Origin of the sequence: Selenomonas sp. oral taxon 149 str. 67H29BP (assembly GCF_000146365.1) — a bacterium.
GTDB classification, from domain to species: domain Bacteria; phylum Bacillota; class Negativicutes; order Selenomonadales; family Selenomonadaceae; genus Centipeda; species Centipeda felix.
Map to the genome: position 1 here is coordinate 1,833,588 of NZ_GL397087.1, position 18,026 is coordinate 1,851,613.

Sequence of the window (18,026 nt, forward strand, 5' to 3'; positions counted from 1 at the left end):
GATTATTGCTTCCTAAAGCATAGGATAATTTTATTTTCCTGCACCTCTATCTATTTTTCTTTTTTATGGTATACTGTATACAATTGTTGATAATCTATGTACGGATGTAAAAAGGAGAGATCACGATGCGAAAAGAACACGATTTTCTCGGCGAGCTGGAGGTACCGGACGAGGTCTACTACGGCGTACAGACGATGCGTGCCGTGGAGAACTTCAACATCACGGGGCAGAAGCTCGACCCCGATTTCATCATTGCTCTTGCGAAGGTGAAAAAGGCGGCGGCTCTCGCGAATATGGATACGGGACGTCTGCCGCACGAGATCGGCGATGTGCTTGTGCAGGCGGCAGATGAGATCATCGCAGGCGGACTGATCGACCAGTTCCCCGTTGACCCGATTCAGGGCGGTGCGGGCACATCGGTCAACATGAACATGAACGAGGTGCTCTGCAACCGTGCGCTTGAACTGCGCGGTGAGCCGAAGGGACGCTACGACATCATCTCGCCGAACAACCATGCGAACATGGCGCAGTCGACAAACGATTCCTTCCCTACAGGCATCAAGGTTTGTCTCTCAAAGAAGGGGGACGATTTCCTCGCCGCGCTCGACCGTCTTGCGGTCGAACTGGAAAAGAAGGCTGTCGCCTATCGCGGTATCCTCAAGATGGGGCGTACGCATCTGCAGGATGCTGTCCCCATCACGCTCGGGCAAGAGATGGGTGCCTATGCCTCCGCTGTGCGCCGCTGCATGAAGCGCACGCGCATTGTCCAGCGCGCGATCCACACGATCAACATGGGCGGCACAGCCGTCGGCACGGGGCTGAACGCGGAACCCGCGTACATCAAGGCGGTCGCCAAGCGTCTCTCGGAGATCACGGGGGAGACATACCGTACGTCGCAGAATATCATCGATGCGACAAACAACACAGATGCGTTCGCCGATTTCTCCTCGGCGCTCAAGAATGCCGCGCTCGTCCTCATCAAGATGGCGAACGACTTCCGTCTCATGGCATCGGGACCACGCTGCGGGCTGAACGAGCTGCATCTGCCGATGCGCCAGCCTGGCTCCTCGATCATGCCCGGCAAGGTCAATCCCGTCATTGCCGAGGTGCTCGATCAGGCGTGCTATCAGGTCATCGCAGGCGATCTCGCCGTGACGTTCGGTGTAGAGAACGGCCAGTTCGAGCTGAACGTGATGGAGCCGGTCATGGCGTTCAATATGTTCAACTCGCTGAACTACATCACGCGTGCCGTCGATACGTTTGTCGACAAGCTCCTCATCGGCCTCGAGCCGAACATCGAGCAGTGCCAGAAATGGCTCGACAACAGCGTCGGCATCGTCACCGCGCTCCTGCCGCACATCGGCTATGAGAAATCCGCTGAGCTCGCGAAGGAGGCGTATACGACAGGAAAGCCCATCCGCGAGATCATCCTCGACCGCGGCATCCTCACGAAGAAGGAGCTGTCGCACATCCTCTCGCCGCGCCAGATGACGCACCCCGGCATCGCGGAATAGCGATTCCTTAACTTTGATTTAATTAGGGGAAGCAGAGGTTTTTCTATTATTTCGGCGAAATTACTTATAGATAGTAATTTTTCTATGGTAGTTTTTTGCTGTCTTATCGAAGGAGGTTTTCTTATTGGCTATTGCCGGAGGGATTATCGTTATTCTCGCGTTTGCCGCCATTATCAAAAAGTACGAGACGCGCATGGTGCTGCTTGCCGCAGGCTTTCTTATGTGCTTTATCGGCGGCGTTATGGGAAATGCCGTGACGACGTTCAGCAAGACGATGGTGCACGGCTCGCTCGTCCCCGTCATCTGTACGGTGATGGGGTTCTCGTTCGTCATGAAGATCACGACCTGTGACCGACATCTCGTCGAGTCCATCTCGGGGGTCATCACGCGGAGCAAGTTGATCCTGATCCCGCTCGCGACCCTGCTCACGTGGTGGATCAATATCGCCATCCCGAGCGCGGCGGGCTGCTCGGCGGCGGTCGGCAGCATCCTCATCCCAACGCTCATGGCGGCGGGGGTCCACCCCGCGATGGCGGCGGCCGCAGTTCTCGCAGGGACGTGGGGCAGTGCAATCAGCCCGGGGCAGGCGCACAATATCTTCGTCGCCGATCTCGCACAGACCGACCTCATGACGGTCATCATGGCGCAGGTGCCGGCGGCGATCATCGCCTCCATCGTCGCCGTCGTGACCCTGACGGCGATTGCGGTTCTGCGCGGGGAGGGCCCCGACGACGCGCGCCGCGAAGCATACCATCTCCGCCTCGAGCGGGAGGAGGGTGGCAAGAATTTTAAGGTCAATCCGATCTACGCACTCGTGCCGCTCGTACCGCTCGTCCTGCTCGTGCTCGGCAGCAAGCAGATCGCCGTCCTGCCGCTCACTGATGTGCCGACGGCCATGATCGTCGGCACGGTGCTCGCCCTCGTCGTCACGCGTGCCAATCCGCAGGAGATCACGCGGAAGTTCTTCGACGGCATGGGGGAGGCGTATGGCGGTGTGATCGGTCTCATCGTCTCCGCCGCCGTCTTTACCGCCGGCATGACCGCCATGGGGCTGACGGACGCCCTGATCGAGGCGATGAAGGGCTCTGAGTCCGTCGCAAAGATCGCGGGGGCGTTCGGTCCCTTCATCATTGCGGTGATCTCCGGCTCAGGCGACGCGGCGGCACTCGCGTTCAACGGGGCGATTACCCCGCATGCGGAGACGTTCGGCATGACCATCATCGACCTCGGCTCGCTCGCCCAGATGGCCGGCTCGATCGGACGCTCCATGTCGCCGGTGGCAGGCGCGGCACTCGTCTGCGCAGGCCTTGCAAAGGTCAGCCCGATGGAGCTGTCAAAGCGCAACGCGCTCCCGATGCTGCTCGCGACCATCACCTTTATGATTGTGCTCTTCCTCGGAAAGTAGGCATCTCATGATCGATCAACAAAGAGTCTTGGACGATTTCCTGCATCTCGTCTCCATCCGCTGCTCGACGCTCGATGAGCGCGAGATCGGCGATCTCCTCACGGTGCGCCTGCGTGAGCTCGGCGCGGCGGAGATTCACGAGGATGCTGCGGGAAAGTTCCTCGGCGGCAGCTGCGGCAATATCGTCGCGAATTTTAAGGGGACGGCGGCGGGCGCACCGACCGCGATGCTCACAGCACACATGGACTGTGTGGAGCCGTGTGCCAATATAAAGCCGATCGTCGAGGACGGCGTGATCCGCTCCGACGGCACGACCATCCTCGGTGCGGACGACAAGGCAGGCGTCGCCGCCATTCTCGAGACCCTGCGCTGTCTCAAGGAGCAGAACCTCCCGCACGGCGACCTGCAGATCGTCTTTACCGTCGCCGAGGAGGGCGGGGTCAACGGGTCACGCTGCCTCGATACGGCGCTGCTCCACGCGGATTTCGGCTATACACTCGATACCCACGGGCACGCGGGGACAGCGGCGTTTAAGGCACCGGGCAAGAACCAGCTGGCGGTGCGCATCATCGGCAAGGCGGCGCACGCCGGTATCGACCCCGAGGCGGGGGAAAACGCGATCACGGCGGCGGGGCGCGTGCTCACCGCCGTCCCGCAGGGGCGCATCGACGAGGAGACAACCTGCAACGTCGGCAAGATCGTGGGCGGCACAGCGACGAATGTCGTCGCAGAGTTCTGCACGCTGAATTTCGAGACGCGCAGCCGCGACAAGGGGAAGCTCGACGCCCTCACACAGCGCATGGTGGACGCCGTCCACGGCGCGCTTGAGGGGACGGGATGCCGTGCCGAGATCGAGATCAAGAAGGACTATGATCCGTACGAGCTGCCTGCCGATGCACTGCCCATCCGCTACCTGCGGCGCGCGGCGGAGAAGTGCCATTTTCCCGTTGTGCTCGAGGAGGAGGGCGGCGGCTCGGATGCGAACCACTTTAACGCCTACGGCGTGCCGACCACCGTCCTTGGCGTCGGCATGACGGACTGCCACACGAAGGCGGAGAGTATCCTCGTACAGGATCTCTATGATGCGGCAGAGCTCACTCTCGCGATCGTACAGGAGATCGCGAGGGACTGATATGAGAATACACGAAAAGACACGGACGCGTTATCCGTGTCTTTTCGTGCATTTGTGCACTCACGATTGGGGCACCGAGGAACATCCATTATGGTGCAACAGGAGATATGCCATGGGACTTTATCAGTGGATGCAGGAAAAAATCTTTCATACTTACGAGACGTGGCGGCTGAAGAGCAGTATATACAACAGATCCGGATTCCATATTGTTGCCATCGAAAATCATCTCGCGGCGATGCGGGACGGTGTCAATATGTACGTGGAGTTATACCCGCCGCAGGCGATTGAGGGCTGTACGTGCATGAAGGCGACGCGCGGGCGTGCACATGGCACGGTGAATCTATCCCTCACGATCGACGGAAAAACCTGCGGGATCCCCGACCTGCGCGACGAGGAGGCCGCTGCGATCATGCGGGCGTTTGTGCAGCGCAGGGTACTGCCGCCCAAAGAGCGGTATCAAGAGATGCACGCGACGAGCGGCGCAGAGCAAAAGGCGGCGTTCACGGCACTGGCGGAGATGCTGCTCGGGGCGGAACGCACGGAGGCGTTCTGCCGCCGTGTGGAGCTGCCGACGCATACCGAGGAGAGCGACGCGTGGAATGATGCGTGGTATGAGCTCTCGGAGGAGATGATCTCCTGCGGGCGGGCTGTCGTACTGGCTACGAGAACGGCGAAGGAGGACTTCGTCGCGGCACTGGAGGAGCTCGTCGCGGGACGGGCGCTCTCACTGCCGGCGTCACTCAGCGCAGAATATGGCGTCCCTGCGTGGTGTGAGGAGGTAAACGCGCAGTGGACGGATACGCTTCTCGCGGGGATGGACGTCGGCACGGATGACTACGTGCTGCTCATTCTGTCCACGGAGGAATTTCGCCGTGCGAAGGAATACGCACAGACCATCCTGCAGCGCATCGCACGCGCGGAGGAGATGTGAGGCGCGGAAAAGCCTGAAATCATCGTTTCATTTGCATTTACATAGCAAGGTGTGGGCATTTGCCTGCGCCTTTTTCTATCTCGTGAGAAATCGCGCTTTTTGTGCGACGCCCGCCCCCGCTCGCCTGCGACAGCACAGGGGGGCGCGAGACCTTCGCATCACTCGGGGCAATGATCATGGAGTTTTCCTCGATGGGGGTTGTTCCACAAATATGATCGCAGAAGATTGGGCGACATCTTTTGAAAAATTGTTTACGTTGTACCGCAAAAACGATATAATAGGCCTATCGAATGTAAAAAGGAGGTGATCCTATGGCAACCGTATCCGCACAGATCCGTATTGATGCTGATGTCAAGGCACAGTCGATGGCACTCTTCCAGAATCTCGGGCTCGATCTCTCCACCGCCGTCAATGTATTCCTGCGTCAGTGCCTCATCCATCGTGGGCTGCCGTTCTCTGTGAAGGAACAGGAGGCAACACGGCCGCTCCATCGTGCCGATCTCAGTGAGGCAGAGCTCGAGTGCGAACTGAAAAAGGGCTTAGAAGACCTTGCGGCAGGCAGAGTCCGTCCAGCGGAGGAAGTGTTTGCGGAGATGATGGAGGGACATCATGCAGTATCGGGTTGATGTTTCATCTCAGGCGGCGGCAGATCTTAGAAATCTCTTTCGATATATTTCGGATACTTTGCGAGCACCGGAGAACGCATATACACAGCTTGCGCGGATCAGGAAACAGATTCTCAGTCTTGCAGAGCTGCCGATGCGATTTCGCGCATACCCGAAACACTTTGCGGGATATCCGCAAGTCCGCATCATGCCCGTGGATCATTTCGAGGTATTCTACACGGTAGACACAGCGCAGGAAAAAGTTACCATCCTTCGCGTCATCTATGGTGGCAGAGATATAGATCGTGCGTTTATGCCATAGACTGCACGCAAAAATCCCCCGCACATCGTGTGCGGGGGATTCGCTGCTTTTCTGCTGCTTAGCAGGTGTGGCACTTGTCGTAGAGGCCCTTTTCCTTGAGGAGTTTGACCATGGTCTCGCCGATGTGGGCGACGGTGTCCGCGACGGGAATGCCTGCCGCGTTGAGCGCTGCGACCTTATCCGCTGCCGTGCCCTTGCCGCCGGAGATGATGGCGCCGGCGTGGCCCATGCGCTTGCCCGGAGGCGCCTGACGCCCTGCGATGAAGGCGGAGACGGGCTTGTTCGGCATGTTCTCCTTGATCCACTTCGCCGCGTCCTCCTCGGCCGTGCCGCCGATCTCGCCGATGATGAGGACGGCGTAGGTGTCGGGGTCGTCCTTAAAGAGCTGGAGTGCGTCGATGAAGTCCGTGCCCTTGACGGGGTCGCCGCCGATGCCGACGGTGGTCGTCTGGCCGATGCCCGCGTTCGTGAGCTGGAACGCCGCCTCATAGGTGAGGGTGCCGGAGCGCGAGATGAGTCCGACGTGGCCGGGCTTGCTGACGGTGAAGGGCGTGCATGGTGCGGACGATCCGAAGTATGCCTACGGCGGCAGGAACGAGGGCACGACGGGCGATGTCACGGCGAACACGGTCACCAGCGATATGGCAAATGCCGCAGATCTCGTGGAGGAGGTCTACGGCGGCATGGCGAGTGCCGAGGATAACACGGGTGCAGTCGTGAAGAACGGCACGGCGCATGTGGTCTATGGCGGTAATGCGACGACAGGTGATGCGATAAAGAACATCGTTACCATCACGGGCGGCACGGTCACGGACAACATCTACGGCGGACAGTCCCGCGCCGGTGCAGCAAGCGGGAACATTGTCGACATCGGTGCGGTGCACATCCAGAACGGCATCGCAGACAAGGCGGTCGTCGGCGGCTATGCTGCTGTCACTGACCACAATACGATTCATCTGCGCGGCACGGAGATCGACGGCATTGTCCTCGGCGGTGCCATCGAGGATACCGCTTCGCCGCTTGGTATGAAGGCGAACCCGGACGGCAAGGATAACACCCTCGCCATCCACGCGGCAGGGACGAAGATTGCCGACTTCGCAGGCGTACAGAACCTGCATTTCTATGTTCCTGAGGAGCGCACAGCGGCGGATACCATCCCGATGCTCACCCTGACAGCGAATGCCGACAAAGATATCCGTGGAGTGAAAGTCGGTATCGGCATCGCGGGTGACCACGGCGTTCTCGCGAAGGGTGACACCTCAGCCTCCTGAAGATTGCGGCCGGCAAGACACTCACTACGGACGCGGAACTAAAAAATGAGACGACGGGTATGCAGGGCGTCAGCATGAGATATCGCTTTAACCTTGCAAGACAGGGGGACAACGAACTCATCGCCACCGTCAGCGACACCGACCTCAACCCGCAGACAAAATCGCTTGTTGAGACCCCGTGCCGCCTCTGCCGCACTCATTAACAGCGGTGCAGATCTTCTCGCGGGCGGCGGCATGAACGCCGCTGTGAACGCCGCCGACGCGGGGACAGGAGCGGGTGCACAGAGCACGGCAAATGACCAGACCTATCATCTCTGGGCGGCACAAAGCGGCTCTGCCGTCCGCCTCAATATCGGTTCCCATGTCGACGCGAAGGGCTGGAACCTCAACCTCGGCTTTGCACGGCAGAAGGCATCAGAGCGCAACACGCTCACGTATGGTCCCTTTGTCGAGTACGGACACGGAAATTACGACTCCTATCTGGATGACGGCACGCACGGCGACGGTACGGCGAGCTACATCGGCGCGGGCGTTATGGCGAAGTCAGCCGCAGAGAGCGGCTCCTATATTGAGGGCAGCGTGCGTGTCGGCCGCGCGAAGAGCGACTACACGGGAGACATCGCAGGCCGTCATGCGGGCTACGATATGAGCAGTACCTACTACGCCGCGCACATCGGCATCGGGCAGGAGAAGAAACTCGGAAACGGGACCATCGAGACCTATGCGAAGTACTTCTACACGCACCAGAACGGAGGCAGTGAGCGACTGACCTCAGGTGACCTCTATGACTTTGATGACGTAGACTCCCACCGCCTGCGCGTCGGTGCACGTTATACGAAGCAGAATGGCACAGGCGGATCATTCTATACGGGACTCGCCTACGAGTACGAGTTTGATGGAGATGCGCGTGTCTCCTATGCAGGGTACAGCACTCCGACACCGACGCTGAAGGGCGGCACGGGTATCCTCGAACTCGGCTACCGCTTCGCCCGCCCGGGCAGCAACGTCAGCTATGGACTCAATCTCATGGGCATGACGGGCAAATGCCGCGCCATCACAGGCAGTCTGCAGGTGAACTGGGCACTGTAAGAGAGTTACACACGCATCATGAAAAACGGGACAGCACAATTTTGTAGTGACCCCCAAAAGTTAGACCTGAAAGCGTAGGAAAGCAAAATCCTGTGCTTTTTGCTATGCGGCGAGATGTTTGCGGCGATACTGCGCAGGACTGAGCCAGCCGAGAGATTCCTTGATGCGGTGGTCGCTATGGTAGACGATATATATTCCGCAATTGCTGGTTTTGAGTTCCTCGTAGCTATGGGTATACAACAATAGTAAATCGCTTGCTAAGAGCCCCGGAGAAGTTTTCCATCACTGTTATCCAGACGGTTTCCCTTCTGTGCAACAGTCCTTTCCTATTTCCATCGTTTCATATACGACTTTATCTGAATGTCCTTCTCTAATTAATGTACGCCGATAGGGTGTAAATCCACTACACTGTTTTGTGATTGATTGTGTGCCCAAAGAAGGGATACCCGTAATCTTTATGTTTTTCCTGAATGACAAGCATGAGTCGTGTCTTGTATTTTCATATCAATCAAATGAGCATGATCGAGAGAAGAGATGCATATATCGAAGAATGAGATTGTCCGGTTGTCGGTGGTTCCTTTACAATGAATATGGCACCAAGATATAGAAAAATCTTAAAATTATGATTTACAAAATTCTTCGGATGTGCTATTATTCTTTTAGATAAAACGATTTATCAAATAAGAGCACATGGAAAATGATTGAGATAGGTTGTTTTATCGGTATGCAGAGCAACGTTTTATCAAGATGGGAGTGATGCACTGTGAAAGGCATTGGAAAACTGACTGTCTTTTTGATTCCAGTAGGAATCGCAGTCAATATTGTCGGAGGGCAGATCGCTATCCTACTGAAGTTGCCGATTTGGCTGGATGGGATCGGAACCATTCTGATTGGAGGTATTTGTGGCCTCGTACCTGGATTGATTGTTGCAGCGATTACACAGATTATCAATGCTATTTCCCTTCCGACGGTTTTGCCCTACATGATCGTCGGATTCGCAATGGCCGCAATGGGGGCATATTTTTCGAAGAAAGGCTTTTTTCTTTCCTTCCGAAAGTCTGTATTGCTGGGCGTCTTTGTAGCGATTGTTACGACAGCGATGGCCGTTCCGATGGATGTTATTATCTTTGGCGGCTTTATTGGGACTGGCAACAGCATAGTTGCGGCGGGGCTGATGAGCCTTGGCTTGTCGATTCCTGTTGCGGTGACGATCAGTTCGTTTTCATTCGGCCTTGTGGATAAGACTTTGAGCGTGCTGGCTTGTTACTTCATTATCAAGAGTATGCCGTTGAATTTCTTGTCCAAACTGCCGATGAGTGAGTATATTCTTTCGCGCAAACAGTAAGGAAAAGATGGCGTATATATTTAGATAAAACGATTTATCAAATATATGCGCCTGTTTTGTAAGAGGCCATGAAAGAAAACAGTTTGGTTTAGCTTGAAATAGGGGGATACCACATGAAAGGCGTTGGAAAGCTGACGGCGTTTTTGATTCCAGTGGGAATTGCCGTCAATGTTGTCGGCGGGCAGATTGCGCTTCTGCTGAAGCTGCCGATTTGGCTGGATGGGATTGGAACCATCCTGATCGGAGGTATTTGTGGGCTTGTGCCGGGACTGATTGTTGCGGCGATCACACAGATCATCAATGCCATTTCGCTTCCGACAGTTTTGCCCTATATGATTGTCGGTTTTGCAATGGCGTTGATGGGGACATATTTTTCAAAGAGGGGATTCTTCCTTTCCTTCCAGAAAGCCGTCATTCTCGGCATTCTCGTAGCGATCGTTACGACCGTAATGGCTGTGCCAATTGATGTTATCCTGTTTGGCGGGTTCATGGGAGACGGCAACAGCCTTCTGGCGGCCGGGCTAATGACGATGGGTCTGTCGATTCCAGTTGCCGTGGCGGTTAGTTCCTTTACGTTCGGACTGGTAGATAAGACGCTGAGCGTTCTGGTCTGCTACTTTATCATTAAGAGCATGCCCTTGAACTTCCTGGCAAAGCTGCCAATGAGCGACTATATTCTCCCGTCGAAGAAGTGAGCGCGCCGCTGCAGCGTCAAATAAAACTTTCGACGGTGCTGAGGAGCTGATCTTAGCGTGAGAGAGGAGATGAACCGCTTGGACTGGTCGTTTACAGATACCTTTCTGCGCCCTCGTATCAAGGGAAATGTGCTGCTCGATATGAATCCGATGAGTAAGGCCAACATTTTAGCGTCACTTACGGTATCGGCATTCATTCTGTTTGACATTGTGTACGCATTTATCCTTTCCGGGGTGATGGTATTGCTTGCCGCGTGCGCAGGCCGGTTGAGATCTTTTGTTTCGGTATATTGGAAAATTGTCGTGTTCTTCGCGTCCTTGTTGTTTCTCGTGCGCGCGGCTTTTACGAATGGTTCTGAGGTGCTTTTTCAACTGGGAGGGATTCATGTGACACCCGAGGGCATTCATCTGGGACTTATATCGGCCGGCCTCGTGATGGCGTTCAGTGGTGCTTTCATCCTTTTCATCAAGACGACGGAGATGGAGGAACTCGTCTGGGTGCTTGAGCAAAAAGGCATGTCGCATACATTCTCCTACATCGTGCTGTCGGCATTTCAGACGATAATTGATCTGGGCAAATCCGCGCAGACGATTATGGACTCGCAGAAATGCAGAGGCATCGAGACGGAGGGTGGCATGATGACGAGGGCGAAGGCCTTTATCCCGATTCTCGGCCCACTGGTTCTCGGTGCGATTTCCAATGCTGAGGAAAAGACGATCGCAATGGACGCGCGAGCGTTCTCGTCGCCGACAAAGCATACGAGTCTGATGTTGCTGAAGGAGCCACCGCTCGCCGAAAAGCTCGTCGTTTGGGCGCTTGATCTGGCTCTTTTGGCCCTCATAGCTTGGAGGATTTACACATGGATCGGATAGAACTGCAGCATGTGTCGTTTTCCTATGCCCTGTCGAATAAAAAGGCACTGAACGATGTGTCCTTTACGTTTGAGAAAGGCCGTTTTTACGGTGTGATCGGTGAGAATGGCGGCGGTAAGACCTCCCTATGTAGTCTGATTCGCGGTCTGATTCCTCATTTCTACAAAGGGGAATTTTCGGGACACGTTCTATATGACGGGACGGATATGTCCGAAATGGACGTTGATGCACTTTCTGTGGACATTGGATATGTCTTTCAGAACCCCTTTACGCAGATCAGTGGAGTCAAAAAGACGGTGTTTGAAGAGGTCGCACTGGGGCTGGAAAATTTGGGCATTCCGCCGAAGGAGATTGTTGAGCGGGTCGTTGCGGTATTGGAGCTGCTCGATATCGGTCATCTTGCACAGAACAATCCGACGGAACTTTCTGGCGGTCAGCGGCAGCGTGTCGCATTTGCCTCAATCATCGTGATGGATCCCGATATTCTCGTCATTGACGAGCCAACGTCGCAGCTGGATCCAGAAGGCTCACAGCAGATCTTTCGGATCATTGAGCAGCTGAAGAAACGAGATAAGACGATTATTCTCGTGGAGCACAAAATCGATATGATTGCGGCCTACTGTGATGAGGTTCTTGTTGTTAAAGACGGCAGTATCGTAAAATGCGGGACAACTCAGGAAGTTCTGTCTGATGTTGGGCTTCCTGCACTCGGCGTGAAGCTGCCGGAGGCTGCGCAGCTGGCATACGAATTGGCAGAGGCTGGGATTCCGCTGCCCTCTATTCCGATTACAGATGAGGAATGCTGTCGCATGATCCGCGAAGGGTGGGGATTCTAATGGAAGGTATTGAACTGAAGGATGTTTCGTTCTCCTATCCGAACGGATTCTTGGCAAATGAGCAGCTGAACCTTACCGTGCGGCCCGGCGAGCGCGTCGCCATTGTTGGACAGAACGGTGCAGGAAAGACGACAGCTGTCAAGATGATGAATGGGCTAAACCGACCGACACAGGGAGATGTTCTGGTGGACGGCATCAATACCAAGGATCGGACGACTGCCCAAGTTGCGAGAATGGTGGGGTATGTCTTTCAGAATCCGGATGAGCAGATTTTCAACAGTACAGTAGTGAAAGAGATCGAGTATATGCCGCGCTATTTTCACATGGAGGAGGATGAGATCGGGCGGCGCACGGAAGAAGTTCTGCGCCTCACAGGGCTCGAAGAGTGCAGAGATATGAACCCCTTTGATATTTCCTACTCCACTAGAAAATTTGTAACGATCGCGGCGGTACTTGCGACAAAGCCGCGCTACACGATCTGGGATGAGCCCACTGCAGGACAGGATTGCTGGCATATTGCGATCCTGTGTGATATTTTGGACCATCTGCAGCGAGAGAATACGGCGGTCGTTGTCATAACGCACGATATGGAGTTCGTTGTCAGTGCGTTTGAGCGTGTTATTGTCATGGCGAATAAGCATATTATCGCGGACGGGCGGCCGGAGGATATATTCAGCCGCGATGACATTATCAAAGAGGCACGAATTACGCGACCACAGATTGGAGCGATTGCCCATAAGATCGGGTTAGAGAAAACAATCCTTCATCGCTCGGAATTCGTGTCCTATCTACGGGAGAGGAGATGTGTCCCACATGGATAAACTGATGAAATTCATTGATGCACACGCAGATGAGTATGTGAAGTATCTCGTCGAGTTGGTGAAGATCGATACGCACGATATAGAGCACGGCATCGGCGGCGGACGTGAAAAAGAGGGACAGCTGTATATGAAGCAGCTGTTTTCCTCCATGGGAGCTTCTCGTATCGTTGAGGATCCTCTGACGGAGGATGTCATCCTAGCGTGTCGGGAAAAATATCATGAGGGAAATCTCGGTCATGCTTATGATGATCGGTTCAATGTCTATGCGGAATTTACCGGCTGCGGATCGAAGAGCATTCTCTTCAACGGTCATATTGATACGATGCCCGTCGGTGATCCAGAGAAATGGGAATACGATCCCTATGGCGGCATCATCACGGGCGGACGACTCTATGGCGTCGGTGCCTGTGATATGAAAGCAGGGCTCATGGGAGCGGTCATGGCAGTCAAGGCGATACAGGATGCGGGGCTTGAGCTGCCTGGTACGGTCAAATTCGCCTCGGTCTGTGATGAGGAGGGCGGGGGCAACGGCTCTCTCGTTGCGGCGATGCATGGGCAAAAGGCAGATGCCGTCGTTGTATGTGAACCTACGGACTATGAACTGGTTGCCGCCCATATGGGATGGGTCTTTTTCAAAATCGAGACAGAGGGTGTTGCCGTCCACTCAGGTTTGAAGATCGGTGGTGTGAATGCCATCGATAAGACTGTCAAGATTATGCGCGCTCTGGAGGAACTGGAACATCGCTGGCTCCTGACACATAAACATATACTGCTTCCGCCTCCATCGGGCAATGTCGGTGTTATTCAGGGCGGTGAAGCGGGGTCTACGGTTCCGAACTACTGCTGCATACAGCTTTGCGTGCACTATCTTCCTGGCATGACGTACGATGAGGTCGTCAAGGACTATACGGATACCGTAATGCGCTGTGCAGACGGCGATGAGTGGCTCAGGGAACATCGACCGAAGATCAGTATTTATCAGACGGGGAATCCGTTCGAGATGGATTTAGCACATCCTTTTGTCGAGGCATTCAAGACTTCCTATGAGCGGGCGATGGGCGAACCTGTCCGTATTGTCGGCTCTCCTGCCGGGTGCGATTCTCGGACGTGGCGCAATATCGCGGGGTGTCCAACGCTTCAATACGGTCCCGGACGGCTTGCACAGTGCCATGCAGTGAATGAGTATGTGGAGATCAAGCAATACCTTGATGCCATAAAGATATATGCGAATTTGATCATGAATTATTGCGCGTAAGGAGGAGTTATCATGGAAATGAAGAAAATATTGGTAGCGGGGGAATCGTGGACGAGTTTTACCACCCATGTGAAGGGCTTTGACACCTTTGTGACAAGTGTGTATGAAGAGGGGATTGAGTTCCTGGCGAAGGCGATTGATAAGGCCGGCTATGAACTCGTCTATCTCCCAGGACAGTATGTTGCGGAACGCTTTCCCCGTACAGCAGAGGAACTTTCTGAATACGCATGCGTTGTGCTCTCCGATATCGGCTCGAATACACTGTTGCTTTCGGATGATACTTTTAAGCGCGGTGTCAAAGCTCCGAACCGCTGCCAGTCGATTGCGGAATATGTTCAAGGGGGCGGCTCCTTCCTCATGGTAGGCGGTTATATGTCGTTCTCCGGTATTGATGGGAAAGCGCGTTACGGAGAGACCGCAGTTCAGGACATTCTCCCCATTGTTTGTATTCCCGGTGACGACCGCGCAGAGCATCCGGAGGGCATCACTCCGCAGGTTGTGGCTCCGCATCCGGCGTTGGCTTCCCTGCCAAATCAGTGGCCGCATTTCCTTGGGTACAACAAGGTCCTTCCGCGTGAGGGATGTGACGTTCCCATTACGATCGGTGGAGACCCTCTGGTCGCATTCGGACAGTTCGGGAAGGGGAAGACGGCTGCCTTTACCTCGGACTGCGCGCCGCACTGGGGGCCGCAGGAATTCCTTGCATGGGAAGGCTATAATGTGCTCTGGAAGGGAATCTTTGACTATCTGACAAATTGAGAGAGGCAAAAACGATGGAACGTGATGAGGCACTGTCCGTCCTAAAGATGCTTGTCGAAACCAATACGACAAATCCACCGGGCAATGAACAACGGCTCGCTGAAAAAATCAAGGGACTTTTGGACGGCAGTGTTGCTGAGAGTTATATCGTACCCTGCGGAGAGGACAGAGCCAGTCTTGTTTCCAGGATTGTTGGTACGGGGAAGGAACCGCCCTTGATTCTCTGCGGTCATATGGATACAGTTCCGTTCGGTGATCCGGAGCGTTGGTCATTCCCGCCCGATCAGCTCACGCAGAAGGGAGATCTCCAGTACGGTCGCGGAACGAGCGATATGAAGAGCGGTCTCGCAGCAATGCTCTGCGCATTTCGCACCGCTGCACAGCGGGAAGAGTCGCCCAGAGGAGATATCTACCTCGCATTGACGGCGGATGAAGAGTCGTCAGGACTGGGAGCCGAGACGATTGCGGCGGAGCTCCCGCTCCAAGGCGGTATTCTATATATTGCAGAGCCGACCGATAATGCGATCGGTATATGCTCCAAGGGGACGCTGTGGGTCAGACTCAATGTACAGGGCCAGACGGCACATGGTGCCTATCCTGAGAAAGGCGTCAATGCTGTTGATGCTGCTTATGAAGCGTACACAAATATACGCAAATATGTTGAGGGGTTTCATCATGCACTGCTCGGGCACGCGACCTGTACGCTTTCGGGAATTTCCGGCGGTGTAAAGGAGAATATGGTAGCGGATCGGTGTACGATGACACTTGATATTCGAACGACGCCGAATCTGTCGAACCAAGATGCTCTGCAGCAGATAAAGCGCATCTGCTGCGAGGTCTGTGGAGGGCACACAGGTGCTTTTATAAGCCTTGATGTCCTGAACGATCGGAGTCCCGTGTCGATCGACCCAGAGGCATCTGCCGTCCAATCCCTCCGGAAAATAGTGCATAAATGCACGGGGGTGATGCCTATGCATAAGGGAATTAAGTTTTTTTCGGATGCATCGATCTTCATACGTCACTGCTCGAAACTTCAATGCATTCAGTTCGGCCCTGGACGGGATGACTGCGCACACATTGCGGATGAGTTCGTTGAGACGAACAAATATCTTGCTGCCGTTGTTTGCTATGACGAACTGCTGCGTGCGTATTTTGACTAAGGATTGGAAGATGGCTACAACGCTGAAGGATGTTGCGAAGGCGACTGGGCTCTCGACGACCACTGTTTCTTTGGTCCTTAATGGGAAACCCCACCGTATTTCTGAGGAAAAATGCAAACTGGTCGAGGATACAGCCAAGAAAATGGACTATCACCCGAATAAATTTGCCGTCGGTTTGGTAAAAAACATTACGAAGATCATCGGTCTCATTATTCCGGATATCACGAATGTATTCTTCTCGGAGATTGTAAAGGGGCTTGAAGACAAGCTCCACGAAAATGAGTACAACCTGATGCTCGGCAACTCCAATGACAAGCACCGTTTGGAACTGTCCTCCGTCAATATGATGAATACTCAGATGGTTGATGGTTTGGTTATGATCATGTCATCGGAAACCTTGGGGGAGAAAGAGAGACAGACGCTCTCGGCACTCAGAAAGATGAATCGGCCGGTCGTTCTCATCGATTGCTTTAACGAACCTGGCGGGTTCAGCACTGTTTCGATCGACAACTACAAAGCTTCTTATATGGCCGTGGAATACTTGCTCTCACTGGGACATCATCGTATTGCATGTATTTGTGGTCCGTTGGGGCTCAAGACGAATGACGATCGCTTGCGCGGCTACACGACAGCGCTGGAACAGCATGGGGTTTCCTATGACCCGGCGCTGATTGTTGAAGGGGATTTTCGTTACCGTAGCGGTTATGCCTCCATACCTGTTCTTCTCCCAAAGGCTCCCACTGCGATTCTCTGTTTGAATGACATGATGGCATACGGTGCGATCAATGCCTTGAAGGATCAGGGAGTTGAAGTTCCGGATGATATCTCCGTTATGGGGTTTGACGATATCTTTTTCTCACAGATTATCGCCGTTCCGCTGACCTCTATCCGTCAGCCGGCATATACCATGGGAAATAAAGCAGGGGATCTCATCCTGCAGGAGATTTCTCGTCACACAAAACCTCGGCGCGTGATTCTTGATCCCACCATCGAGATTCGAAAAAGCACACAAAAACTTAGAGAAGCGGGAGGAAAGCCGGAATGATTGCCGTGATTGGTTCCAACAACATGGATTTAATCTCCTATGCACAGCGAATGCCAGAGCCGGGCGAGACGCTTGCAATGAAGGATTTTTCGATCGCGTATGGCGGGAAAGGTGCCAACCAAGCTGTGGCTGCTGCACGCATGGGAGCGGATATTCTGATGCTGACTGCTGTCGGCACAGATGTTTTCGGACAGGATATCGATGTACATCTGCGTGCAGAGGGAATCCGAGGAGATTACATAAAGCACGTTGATGCTCCCAATGGAACCGCCAGCATCTGGGTGGATGATACGGCACAAAATCGCATTCTGATCCATAAGGGGGCGAATGCCCTGCTCAATGTTCAAGATATTGAGCGTGCAGCAGAGGATTTGCGGAAGTGTTCGATGATTATTCTGCAGTTAGAAGTCAACTACGATGTCGTTTATCATGCTGTTTCCTTTGGGCGGGAGCATGGTGTACCTATTTTGCTTAATCCGGCGCCTGCCAGCACGGAACTGGATATGGCACGTATCTCTTGCTGTGATTTTTTCATGCCGAATGAGACGGAGTTGGAGATTCTCACGAACCATGTGGTCGACACGATGGATGCCATCCAGGAGGCGGGAGCAATTCTGCTTGCACAGGGGATGAAAAATGTTATTGTAACACTCGGTTCAAAGGGCGTTCTTTGGCTGCATGCAGGTGGAGCTGAATTGATTCCAGCATTTGTGGTAGAGGCAGTGGATACGACCGGTGCGGGAGATTCCTTTATTGGATGCTTTGCTGCCATGTATGAACAAGAGAAAAATGTCAGAGATGCACTTCGGTGGGCGAATGCGTTTGCTGCATTGGGGGTACAGAAGCGAGGTGCGCAGTCATCATATCCAACCCGCGGAGATGTGGAGCGATTTATCACGGGAGGCGGTACGGAGTCTCTCAAAAATTAGGATTGAAGCGCAGGGAAAAGATTCCTTGCGCTTTTATGG

18 protein-coding genes and 1 pseudogene are annotated in these 18,026 nt (G+C 54.3%); 18 read left to right on the plus strand and 1 reads right to left on the minus strand.

Annotated features, from left to right (window positions below; all coding sequences use genetic code 11):
• Positions 1–125 precede the first annotated feature (125 nt).
• The 6 genes from HMPREF9166_RS08645 to HMPREF9166_RS08670 all read left to right on the plus strand — a co-directional run bounded on the left by HMPREF9166_RS08645 (position 126) and on the right by HMPREF9166_RS08670 (position 5,909).
• The gene (locus HMPREF9166_RS08645) at positions 126–1,514 is read left to right on the plus strand and encodes an aspartate ammonia-lyase (RefSeq protein WP_009753627.1); all 1,389 of its coding nucleotides are present in this window, start codon (positions 126–128) and stop codon (positions 1,512–1,514) included.
• Between the two features lie 124 nt (positions 1,515–1,638).
• Positions 1,639–2,919: a C4-dicarboxylate transporter DcuC gene (dcuC, locus tag HMPREF9166_RS08650; RefSeq protein ID WP_009753628.1), complete on the plus strand. Its 1,281-nt coding sequence runs from the start codon at positions 1,639–1,641 to the stop codon at positions 2,917–2,919.
• 7 nt (positions 2,920–2,926) lie between these two features.
• Entirely contained in the window at positions 2,927–4,051 is a 1,125-nt protein-coding gene (locus HMPREF9166_RS08655; protein ID WP_009753629.1) for a M20/M25/M40 family metallo-hydrolase, read from the plus strand.
• Positions 4,052–4,163: 112 nt separating this feature from the next.
• A complete protein-coding gene (locus HMPREF9166_RS08660; protein ID WP_009753630.1) occupies positions 4,164–4,982 on the plus strand; it encodes a hypothetical protein in 819 nt (272 codons plus the stop codon).
• A 311-nt stretch (positions 4,983–5,293) separates the two neighbouring features.
• Positions 5,294–5,608 carry a type II toxin-antitoxin system RelB/DinJ family antitoxin gene (locus HMPREF9166_RS08665; protein WP_009753631.1) on the plus strand — a complete coding sequence of 105 codons (315 nt, stop codon included), beginning with the start codon at positions 5,294–5,296 and terminating at the stop codon, positions 5,606–5,608.
• Positions 5,592–5,909, plus strand: coding sequence for a type II toxin-antitoxin system RelE/ParE family toxin (locus tag HMPREF9166_RS08670; RefSeq protein ID WP_009753632.1), 318 nt, complete (start codon positions 5,592–5,594; stop codon positions 5,907–5,909). Before HMPREF9166_RS08665 ends, HMPREF9166_RS08670 begins: the two co-directional genes overlap by 17 nt.
• Positions 5,910–5,967: 58 nt before the next feature.
• Here the strand turns inward: HMPREF9166_RS08670 and HMPREF9166_RS08675 are convergent.
• Positions 5,968–6,462 (minus strand): annotated as a pseudogene (locus tag HMPREF9166_RS08675) (succinate--CoA ligase subunit alpha); the annotation flags it as partial.
• On the opposite strand from HMPREF9166_RS08675, the gene HMPREF9166_RS11720 reads away from it, so the two are divergent.
• From HMPREF9166_RS11720 to rbsK, 12 genes are all read left to right on the plus strand, one after another.
• On the plus strand, positions 6,407–7,180 hold the full coding sequence (locus tag HMPREF9166_RS11720) for a hypothetical protein (RefSeq protein ID WP_139062655.1): 774 nt from the start codon (positions 6,407–6,409) through the stop codon (positions 7,178–7,180). The pseudogene HMPREF9166_RS08675 and the gene HMPREF9166_RS11720 sit on opposite strands and share 56 nt — an antisense overlap.
• A gap of 165 nt (positions 7,181–7,345) precedes the next feature.
• Complete coding sequence (locus HMPREF9166_RS11725) at positions 7,346–8,269, plus strand: autotransporter outer membrane beta-barrel domain-containing protein (RefSeq protein ID WP_009753636.1); 924 nt, start codon at positions 7,346–7,348, stop codon at positions 8,267–8,269.
• Positions 8,270–9,032: 763 nt separating this feature from the next.
• Positions 9,033–9,614, plus strand: coding sequence for a hypothetical protein (locus HMPREF9166_RS08685; protein WP_009753638.1), 582 nt, complete (start codon positions 9,033–9,035; stop codon positions 9,612–9,614).
• A gap of 113 nt (positions 9,615–9,727) precedes the next feature.
• Complete coding sequence (locus HMPREF9166_RS08690) at positions 9,728–10,309, plus strand: hypothetical protein (protein WP_009441481.1); 582 nt, start codon at positions 9,728–9,730, stop codon at positions 10,307–10,309.
• Between the two features lie 57 nt (positions 10,310–10,366).
• Complete coding sequence (locus tag HMPREF9166_RS08695; protein WP_254655027.1) at positions 10,367–11,182, plus strand: energy-coupling factor transporter transmembrane component T; 816 nt, start codon at positions 10,367–10,369, stop codon at positions 11,180–11,182.
• Positions 11,170–12,018 (plus strand): energy-coupling factor ABC transporter ATP-binding protein, encoded by an 849-nt coding sequence (locus HMPREF9166_RS08700; RefSeq protein WP_009753640.1) that lies wholly within the window; start codon positions 11,170–11,172, stop codon positions 12,016–12,018. Before HMPREF9166_RS08695 ends, HMPREF9166_RS08700 begins: the two co-directional genes overlap by 13 nt.
• Complete coding sequence (locus tag HMPREF9166_RS08705; protein WP_009753641.1) at positions 12,018–12,839, plus strand: energy-coupling factor ABC transporter ATP-binding protein; 822 nt, start codon at positions 12,018–12,020, stop codon at positions 12,837–12,839. The genes HMPREF9166_RS08700 and HMPREF9166_RS08705 overlap by 1 nt, the downstream gene beginning before the upstream one ends.
• The gene (locus tag HMPREF9166_RS08710) at positions 12,832–14,094 is read left to right on the plus strand and encodes a M20 family metallopeptidase (protein WP_009753642.1); all 1,263 of its coding nucleotides are present in this window, start codon (positions 12,832–12,834) and stop codon (positions 14,092–14,094) included. The genes HMPREF9166_RS08705 and HMPREF9166_RS08710 overlap by 8 nt, the downstream gene beginning before the upstream one ends.
• A 12-nt stretch (positions 14,095–14,106) precedes the next feature.
• Positions 14,107–14,853 (plus strand): glutamine amidotransferase, encoded by a 747-nt coding sequence (locus HMPREF9166_RS08715; protein WP_009753643.1) that lies wholly within the window; start codon positions 14,107–14,109, stop codon positions 14,851–14,853.
• Between the two features lie 14 nt (positions 14,854–14,867).
• Positions 14,868–16,013, plus strand: a complete 1,146-nt coding sequence (locus HMPREF9166_RS08720) for a M20 family metallopeptidase (RefSeq protein ID WP_009753644.1) — start codon at positions 14,868–14,870, stop codon at positions 16,011–16,013.
• 10 nt (positions 16,014–16,023) lie between these two features.
• Complete coding sequence (locus HMPREF9166_RS08725) at positions 16,024–17,058, plus strand: LacI family DNA-binding transcriptional regulator (protein WP_009753645.1); 1,035 nt, start codon at positions 16,024–16,026, stop codon at positions 17,056–17,058.
• Positions 17,055–17,987 (plus strand): ribokinase, encoded by a 933-nt coding sequence (gene rbsK / locus HMPREF9166_RS08730; protein WP_009753646.1) that lies wholly within the window; start codon positions 17,055–17,057, stop codon positions 17,985–17,987. The genes HMPREF9166_RS08725 and rbsK overlap by 4 nt, the downstream gene beginning before the upstream one ends.
• Positions 17,988–18,026 lie beyond the last annotated feature (39 nt).

Coding starts and splice junctions, on each gene's coding strand:
- HMPREF9166_RS08710 (WP_009753642.1), top strand. CDS start 12,832: ATGGATAAACTGATGAAATTCATTGATGCACACGCAGATGAGTATGTG.
- HMPREF9166_RS08660 (WP_009753630.1), top strand. CDS start 4,164: ATGGGACTTTATCAGTGGATGCAGGAAAAAATCTTTCATACTTACGAG.
- HMPREF9166_RS08670 (WP_009753632.1), top strand. CDS start 5,592: ATGCAGTATCGGGTTGATGTTTCATCTCAGGCGGCGGCAGATCTTAGA.
- rbsK (WP_009753646.1), top strand. CDS start 17,055: ATGATTGCCGTGATTGGTTCCAACAACATGGATTTAATCTCCTATGCA.
- HMPREF9166_RS08705 (WP_009753641.1), top strand. CDS start 12,018: ATGGAAGGTATTGAACTGAAGGATGTTTCGTTCTCCTATCCGAACGGA.
- HMPREF9166_RS08690 (WP_009441481.1), top strand. CDS start 9,728: ATGAAAGGCGTTGGAAAGCTGACGGCGTTTTTGATTCCAGTGGGAATT.
- HMPREF9166_RS08720 (WP_009753644.1), top strand. CDS start 14,868: ATGGAACGTGATGAGGCACTGTCCGTCCTAAAGATGCTTGTCGAAACC.
- HMPREF9166_RS08645 (WP_009753627.1), top strand. CDS start 126: ATGCGAAAAGAACACGATTTTCTCGGCGAGCTGGAGGTACCGGACGAG.
- HMPREF9166_RS08655 (WP_009753629.1), top strand. CDS start 2,927: ATGATCGATCAACAAAGAGTCTTGGACGATTTCCTGCATCTCGTCTCC.
- HMPREF9166_RS08665 (WP_009753631.1), top strand. CDS start 5,294: ATGGCAACCGTATCCGCACAGATCCGTATTGATGCTGATGTCAAGGCA.
- HMPREF9166_RS08715 (WP_009753643.1), top strand. CDS start 14,107: ATGGAAATGAAGAAAATATTGGTAGCGGGGGAATCGTGGACGAGTTTT.
- HMPREF9166_RS08700 (WP_009753640.1), top strand. CDS start 11,170: ATGGATCGGATAGAACTGCAGCATGTGTCGTTTTCCTATGCCCTGTCG.
- HMPREF9166_RS08725 (WP_009753645.1), top strand. CDS start 16,024: ATGGCTACAACGCTGAAGGATGTTGCGAAGGCGACTGGGCTCTCGACG.